6 protein-coding genes are annotated in these 6,200 nt (G+C 67.4%); 5 read left to right on the top strand and 1 reads right to left on the bottom strand.

The genetic code is table 11. From position 1 onward, the window contains the following. The first annotated feature begins 432 nt into the window (after positions 1-432). Together ACWDUM_RS12255 and ACWDUM_RS12250 are read left to right on the top strand one after the other, a co-directional pair. Positions 433-1,314, top strand: coding sequence for an MBL fold metallo-hydrolase (locus tag ACWDUM_RS12255; RefSeq protein WP_450134165.1), 882 nt, complete (start codon positions 433-435; stop codon positions 1,312-1,314). A gap of 192 nt (positions 1,315-1,506) precedes the next feature. Further along, on the top strand, positions 1,507-1,848 hold the full coding sequence (locus tag ACWDUM_RS12250) for a hypothetical protein (RefSeq protein WP_450134164.1): 342 nt from the start codon (positions 1,507-1,509) through the stop codon (positions 1,846-1,848). A 23-nt stretch (positions 1,849-1,871) separates the two neighbouring features. Here the strand turns inward: ACWDUM_RS12250 and ACWDUM_RS12245 are convergent, their stop codons facing one another. Beyond that, entirely contained in the window at positions 1,872-3,248 is a 1,377-nt protein-coding gene (locus tag ACWDUM_RS12245; RefSeq protein WP_450134163.1) for an MFS transporter, read from the bottom strand. Positions 3,249-3,461: 213 nt separating this feature from the next. On the opposite strand from ACWDUM_RS12245, the gene nhaA reads away from it, so the two are divergent. From nhaA to ACWDUM_RS12230, 3 genes are read left to right on the top strand one after another with little or no spacing between them, the layout of a single operon-like run. Further along, on the top strand, positions 3,462-4,697 hold the full coding sequence (gene nhaA, locus ACWDUM_RS12240; protein ID WP_450134162.1) for a Na+/H+ antiporter NhaA: 1,236 nt from the start codon (positions 3,462-3,464) through the stop codon (positions 4,695-4,697). After that, positions 4,694-5,218: a phage holin family protein gene (locus ACWDUM_RS12235; RefSeq protein WP_450134161.1), complete on the top strand. Its 525-nt coding sequence runs from the start codon at positions 4,694-4,696 to the stop codon at positions 5,216-5,218. The genes nhaA and ACWDUM_RS12235 overlap by 4 nt, the downstream gene beginning before the upstream one ends. Before the next feature lie 12 nt (positions 5,219-5,230). Further along, positions 5,231-6,169 carry an alpha/beta fold hydrolase gene (locus ACWDUM_RS12230; RefSeq protein WP_450134160.1) on the top strand — a complete coding sequence of 313 codons (939 nt, stop codon included), beginning with the start codon at positions 5,231-5,233 and terminating at the stop codon, positions 6,167-6,169. The last annotated feature ends 31 nt before the right edge of the window (positions 6,170-6,200 follow it).

Below are 6,200 nucleotides of genomic sequence, written 5' to 3'. Positions count from 1 at the left end.
CATCGGCACACTGTTGAGTTCTCAAAGAACACGCACACACCATCACTCCCGAGATTATCTCTCGGCCGCTCCGGGGCAACTGTTCCAGCCTAACCCATCGCAGTGACCCGGTCAAAACCGGGAAACTCACAACCGGAAGGCGGTCGAAGCCAAGACAGTATCACTGTCTAAAACTTCTGGATTCGCCAGGCGCCTTCGTCCAACCTCGTTTGCTCTCACCCGGGGGGCGGAGTCGGTGTCCGTGTCGCTCTGACTCGACAAAAGTTACGTGATCGACCGCGCTCCCGCAAATCGCCTGGTCACAGCGATGACGGCGCGGAAAGTGCGTGGTCGGCGGCGACGAGAGGGGCACCCTGGACGGGAATGGTGGTGCGCGTCACCATGAACGCGTGTCGCGGAGCCGGCCCGGCACGCCCCGCGGACAGGAGAACCATGACCGACTGGCATCGCGTCAGCCCCGTTGCGCACGGCATCTGGAGCATCACCGAGCCCGGCCACGTCACGATGTGGCTGATCGCCGGTTCGGAGCGGGCCCTACTGCTCGACACCGGAATGGGCTTCGTCCCCCTCCGACCGGTGATCGAACAACTCACGCCGGCTCCGGTCGTCGTCGTCAACTCGCACCATCACTTCGACCATGTCGGCGGCAATCACGAGTTCGACGACGTCCGCATCCATTCCTCCGGCCTCCCCGCGCTGGCGACGCCTCCCGATCGAGCCGACCTCGATGCCTATCTGGACCACAACGACCGCGTCGTTCGTGCCGCCGCATCGGTGCGCGATGTCGACCACTACTACCTGCACCTGTTCGACGTGGACAGTGAGCCGGCCGCACTCCCCCGCGGATTGGACCGGTCGGCGTGGACGGTCCGGCCGCCCCGACCGTCGGGCACCGTCACCGACGACGAGACCATCGACCTGGGTGATCGCACGGTTCGGATCCTGCACACCCCCGGCCACACACCGGACAGCATCTGCCTGCACGACGACCGCACCGGAGTGCTGTTCGGAGGGGACACGGTCAACTCGGGACCGATCTACGCGCACGAGCCGGATTCGGACCTGGCCGACTTCGCCGCGAGCACCGCACGCCTCGCTGCGATGAAGGACGAGGTCTCACTGGTCGCGATGAATCACTTCGGGCGGGTGATCGCGCCGCCCTATGTCCTGCAATCCGTGGCCGACGCGTTCGCTCGACTCGCGCATGACCGCGCCGGGGCGCGACAGACCCGGGACGTGCAGGACAACCCCGTGGACGAAATGGTCCACGACCACTTCTCGATCCTGTTGCCCCCTGCCGCTCCCGGACTCTGACCAGGGAAACCTTGTCGGGCCTCGCGACCGGGTAATAGGCTTCGAGAGCTGCGACAACCGTGCACGCCGACCGCATCACGACACGCGAACCGGCACGTGAAGCCACAGGCACGAGGAACCACGGTGGACCGCTCGCTCGGTTGACGAACCGGACCCGCTTCGGCAGGCCCTTCACCGAAGGGAGCGTCAGCCATGTCCGCACTCACCCGTTCCGCCGGCCGCCTTTGTGCGGTCGCGGCCGCGATCCTCCTCGGGCTCGGTGCGCCCTACTCCAGCGCCGCGGCGGCCGGCCTCCCCGCCCCGACGGCGGCTCCGAGCGGGGGCTACTGGTACTTCCACTACCTCGCCGAACGCTGCGAGGCCGGGTCGATGCAGGCGTGTGACAGCCTCACGACCCAGACCACGCTCAAGGCGTCCGAGACAATGTGGCAGACCTACAACCGGTACGGCCGGTCCTGCGGCGGGCGCACGGAGCCCAACCCGTACCAGGCTCCGCGGACCAGCTGTGTCCAGCAGTTCCCCGAGGGCGCCTGACCACGGCCGTTGACGAAGCGGGACTACTTCACGTCGTCGAGGGACTCGTCCTTGGTCTCGCGCATCACCAGCAGCGCCACGAAGGTCAGTGCGGCAACGACGAGCAGGTAGATGCCGACCCAGCCGACGCCGTAGGTGGTGGCCAGCCACGTGGCGATGAACGGCGCGACCGCCGCACCGAGGATGCTGGAGGTGTTGTAGGCGATGCCGGAGCCGGTGTACCGGACGTTGGTCGGGAACAGTTCCGGGAGCACCGCGCTCATCGGCCCGAAGGTGAAGCCCATCAACAACATTCCGATGATCAGGAACAGCAGCATCCGGCCTTCACCCATGCCGTCCGCGCCGAGCAGCACGGAGAACGACAGGCCGAAGACCATGATCACGGCGGTGACCACGAGCAGCACCACCCGACGGCCGAAGCGATCCGACAGCCAGCCGGTGATCGGCACGCCGGCGGCGAAGAAGAACACCGCGACCAGTTGCAGGACAAGGAAATCCGAATACTTGAAGCCGAGGCCGGTACCGCCCTCCGCGGCGGTCTTCCCGGTCCCGAAGCTGAGCACCCAGGTGGTCATGATGTAGAAGAGCGTGTACGTCGCGAGCATGACGAAGGTGCCGATGATCAGCTGACGCCAGCTGGTCTTGAACACGGTCGCGAGCGGGGTCTTGACCTTCTCCCCCCGTTCCACGGCCCGAGCGAAGACCGGCGTCTCCTCGAGCCGCAGCCGGACGTAGAGGCCCAGGATCACCATGACCGCGCTGAGCAGGAACGGGATCCGCCAGCCCCAGGACAGGAACGCGCCGGCCAGATCGGGGTCGCCATTGTCGTGGTTCATGAACAGCGTGATGATCAGGAACAGCCCGTTGGCGAGGAAGAAGCCGATCGGCGCACCGAGCTGCGGCCACATCGCCGCCCACGCCCGTTTGCCGGGCTTCGCGGTCTCGGTCGCGAGCAGTGCGGCACCCGACCATTCGCCACCGAGGCCGAGGCCCTGGCAGAACCTCATCAACGCGAGCAGTGCGGGGGCCAGGATGCCTGCGGCGTGGTAGGTCGGCAGCAAGCCGATGACGAACGTGGCAATGCCCATCGTCAGCAGCGAACCGACGAGCGTGGCCTTGCGACCGATCCGGTCGCCGTAGTGCCCGAAGAGGACCGAACCCAGCGGCCGCGCCACGAAGGCCAGACCGAACGTCGCGAGCGATGCGAGCAACGCGGTGGTGTCGTTGCCCTTCGGGAAGAACAGGTGCGGGAACACCGAGACGGCGGCGGTCGCGTACGCGTAGAAGTCGTAGAACTCGATCGACGTGCCGACCATGCTGGCCACCACGATGCGGCTGCGTGGAATGGCCTCCACCTTTTCCTCGGTGGTCGGGATCGCATCGTCTCGGGTCTGGGTCATCGGGCCGGCTCCTGCACGAACTCACTATCGATTCCAATATGTGGACACTTCGCGTCCATCTCCTAGGAATTTCACCACCGAAGTAGTTAGCAAAGCAAAATGATCTTGGTGGGGTCGTTGCACCGAGCACCGTCAAGGTCGCGATAAAATCCACTCGGAGCGCCGGGAAGTCTGGTCGGCACGTGCCCCTGCATGCCCGTACCAGGAGAGACCTTGATCCAGACACTGCGCTCCGAACTGTCCCGCTACCTGCGGACCGAAACCATCGGCGGTTCGATCCTGCTTGCGGCCGCCGCGATCGCGCTGATCTGGGCGAACTCCCCGTGGGCGGACGCATACACGGGCCTGCGCGACTTCCAGATCGGCCCCGAGGCACTCCACCTGCACCTGCACCTGACGGTCGGCGCCTGGGTTCAGGACGGTCTGCTCGCGATCTTCTTCTTCGTCGCCGGCCTCGAGCTCAAACGCGAACTGGTCGTGGGCGAACTCTCCGATCGCAAGAAGGCCCTGTTACCGATCGTCGCCGCGGTCGGCGGTGTCATCACCCCGGCACTGATAACCCTCGCCGTCGGGTGGGGCACGCCCGGGATCGAGCAGGCCTGGGCGATTCCCGTCGCGACCGACATCGCATTCGCCCTCGGCGTCCTCGCCCTGACCGGGTCACGAATCCCGGCGGGTGCACGAGTGTTCCTGCTCAGCCTCGCAGTCGTCGACGACCTGCTCGCCATCGCCATCATCGCCACCGTGTTCACCACGACGATCGCCTTCGCCTGGCTGCTCGGCGCCCTGGCATGCGCCGCCGGCTACTGGTTCGCCCAGCACCGCAGGCTGACCAGCCCGTGGCTGTACGTCCCACTCGCGCTGCTGACCTGGTACTGCGTGCACCAGGCGGGGATCCACGCCACGATCGCCGGCGTCCTGCTCGGCGTCCTGACCCGGGTGCGACCCGACCCCGGTGAAGCCGACGCCCCGGCGGTGCGCCTCGAGCACCGCCTCCAGCCCTGGTCCGCCGGACTGTGCGTGCCACTGTTCGCGCTGTTCGCCGCGGGCGTGCCGATCAACAGCGACGTCCTCGGGACGCTGTTGACCGACCGGCTGACGCTCGCGATCATCCTCGGAATGTTCCTCGGGAAGATCATCGGAATCTTCGGGGTGTCCTGGGTGGCGGTGCGTTTCGGCATCGCCGTCAAACCGACCGGACTCGGATTTCGAGACATGTTCGCGCTGTCGGTGCTCGGCGCGATCGGATTCACCGTTAGCCTTCTGGTGACCGAACTCGCACTCGAGGGCGCGGAACAGGACAAGGCCAAGGTCGCGGTCCTGCTCACCTCCTTGGCTGCGTCACTGATCGGGTCGGCGCTACTGTTGCGCCGGGGACGCGTCCACCAGGCGCGTGCCGCCATCGATCACCGGCCACGAGGCGACGACAACGGAGGGGCTACGACGTGAGCATCAGCGACCGCACCGGCAGGACCGGAAACGGGGTGCCGAACACCATCTCGTCGATCCCGCTGACCGACGTCGACGCACACGCCCCCGGCACCGCCAGCATCGGCAACCTGGTCAAAGACGCGACCGCGCAGGTCTCCACCCTGGTCCGGGCCGAGGTCGAGCTGGCCAAGGCCGAGGTGACCGGTGAGGTGAAGAAGGGCCTGCAGGGGTCGCTGTTCTTCATCCTGGCGCTCGCCGTGCTGGTGTTCAGCGCGTTCTTCTTTTTCTTCTTCCTCGCCGAACTGCTCGACCTCTGGGTCGCCCGCTGGCTGGCATTCCTGATCGTGTTCCTCCTGATGCTGGTGGTCACCGGGGTGCTGGCACTGTTCGGGTACCTCCGGGTCCGCAAACTCCGGGCGCCGGAGAAGACCATCGACTCGCTGCGTCAGGCCGCGTCCGTGCTGCCGACCACGTCCGAGTCCACGACCGGCTCCGGCGGCTACACCCCCGGCGAGTACGCCCGCCGCACCACACCCTGACGCGACGTCGTCGTGAATGCTCCCGACCCGTCGACCGTCCGCCTCGACGGACCATGGCGGCACCGTGACGTGCGCGCCAACGGCATCCGCTTCCACGCCGTCGAGGCCGGACCGACCGAACTCGACGCGCCGCTGGTGGTGCTGCTGCACGGGTTCGCGGACTTCTGGTGGACCTGGCGCCACCAGCTGACCGCGCTCGCCGACGCCGGATACCACACCGTGGCACTGGACCTGCGCGGCTACGGGGACACCGACAAGCCGCCCCGCGGCTACGACGGCTGGACCCTCGCCGGAGACGTGGCCGGGCTGATCCGGGCCCTCGGGCACACCGAGGCGACGCTGGTCGGCCACGCGGACGGCGGGCTCGTCTGCTGGGCGACCGCCGTCCTGCATCCGCGGGTGGTGCGGTCCATCGCGCTGATCGCCTCCCCGCATCCGATCGCTCTCAAGCGGGCGGTCATTCGGAAGCGGGCGCAACGATCCGCGTTTCTGCCGTCGTTCCTCGCCTGTCAGCTGCCGTGGCGACCCGAGCGGCGCCTGACCCGCGACGACGGCGCGGAGGTCGAGCGCCTGCTCCGCCGTCGCAGCGGACCGGCAGGTCGGACGACCGGCGGTGAGTTCGACGAGATCCTGGCGCGATCCCGCTCGGCCATCCAGATCCCCGGCGCCGCGCACTGCGGACTCGAGTATCAGCGCTGGGCGTTCCGCAGCCAGTGGCGACCCGACGGCCGACGGTTCATGACCGCGATGGACCAGCCGCTCCGCGTCCCGGTACTGCAGATTCACGGCGATGCCGACCCCTACGTGCTGCGGTCGACGTTGCGCTCGGACACCCGTTGGGCACCGCACCGACACCTGCACACCGTTCCCGGTGCGGGTCACTACCCGCACTGGGAACGACCCGACGACGTGACCGCCGCACTGATCGAGGCGCTCCCCGCCCGTGAGTGATCCTCACTCCGCGAAGGGTGAGGATCACTCC

This window comes from Rhodococcus sp. NPDC003322 (assembly GCF_053589555.1).
Note: the sequence above shows the minus strand (reverse complement) of the source record. Positions and strands in the feature narration are given on the sequence as shown.

Bases quoted from the DNA above. Each gene is read 5' to 3' on its own strand.
- ACWDUM_RS12250 (WP_450134164.1), top strand. From the start codon at position 1,507: ATGTCCGCACTCACCCGTTCCGCCGGCCGCCTTTGTGCGGTCGCGGCC.
- ACWDUM_RS12255 (WP_450134165.1), top strand. From the start codon at position 433: ATGACCGACTGGCATCGCGTCAGCCCCGTTGCGCACGGCATCTGGAGC.
- ACWDUM_RS12245 (WP_450134163.1), bottom strand. From the start codon at position 3,248: ATGACCCAGACCCGAGACGATGCGATCCCGACCACCGAGGAAAAGGTG.